Source organism: Mesorhizobium sp. M7A.F.Ca.AU.002.02.1.1 (genome assembly GCF_003998535.1).
In the GTDB taxonomy this organism is placed as follows: domain Bacteria; phylum Pseudomonadota; class Alphaproteobacteria; order Rhizobiales; family Rhizobiaceae; genus Mesorhizobium; species Mesorhizobium ciceri.
The window spans coordinates 1-1,008 of sequence record NZ_RZPB01001278.1; the positions used below are offsets into that span (position 1 = coordinate 1).

The 1,008-nt window shown below is 65.8% G+C and carries 1 protein-coding gene; it reads right to left on the reverse strand.

The features are described from left to right. Window positions 1–1,008 (reverse strand): ROK family protein (locus tag EN879_RS37110; RefSeq protein WP_164774903.1); only part of this gene is annotated, 1,008 nt, incomplete at both ends.

A 1,008-nucleotide genomic window follows, 5' to 3' on the forward strand; every position in this document is an offset into this window, starting at 1 on the left:
CCGGCGGTCTGGGCAATCGCTTGCCGCAATGCCGGCTCGATCAGGTCGAAGGCGGCGGCGCTGACGCCGACCATGGCGACCGGCGCCGGATCGATCAGCGCGAACAGGCTGCCGAGGCCGTAGCCGAGCGCTTCGCCGGCCTTGCGATAGGCTTCCCGTTCGGGTCCGTCCCTTTCGCGGGCGGCGGCAGCCAGGGCGCGCATGTCGGCATCGCTGACATCGGCGACGGGTTCTGCATCCTCGCCCATCTGCCGCGCGTTGCGCCAGATGGCATAATTGCCGGCATAGGCTTCGACGCAGCCGCGCCGTCCGCAGCGACACAGCGCCCCGTTCGGCCGATGAATCATGTGGCCGAATTCGCCGCCCGAGGAATGGGTGCCGGTGAACAATTCGCCCTTCAGCACCAGCCCCATGCCGATGCCGTGCGACAAAAGGATAGCGATGAAATCGTCGCGGTAACGATCGGGGTCGCGCCAGCGCAGCGCCACCGCCATCATGTTGCAATCGTTCTCCATAATGGCTGGGATGCCGAACTCGTCTTCGAATATGTCGGCGAAGGCGATGTCGGTGTGCGGCGTGATCGGCGACCACAGCATGGCGCGGGCACGGGTGTCGGTGATGCCCTGGACGGCCAGCGCGATACGGGCGATGCTGCGCACGTCCAGGTCGGGATCTTCCAGGCGGCGCCGCACGATTGCCGTGCACTCACCGATCAGCGAGTCGCGCGACATCGTCAGCGTGTCGAGCCGGCGCTGTTCCTCGGATATTACCTGGCCGGCATAGTCGATGACGGCGACCGAGAGGAAGTTCAGCGACAGCACCACGGTCATTACCGCGGCCGCTTCCGGATTGAGGCTGAGGCCGACCTGCGGACGGCCGCGTTTGAGCGAGCCGGCCTCGCTCGGCTTGCTTTCGGTCAGGATACCTTCGACGATCAGGTCGGATGAGATCGCCGAGATCGTCGAATGGCTGAGGCTTGTGGTTGCGGCGATCTCGGCGATCTCATCC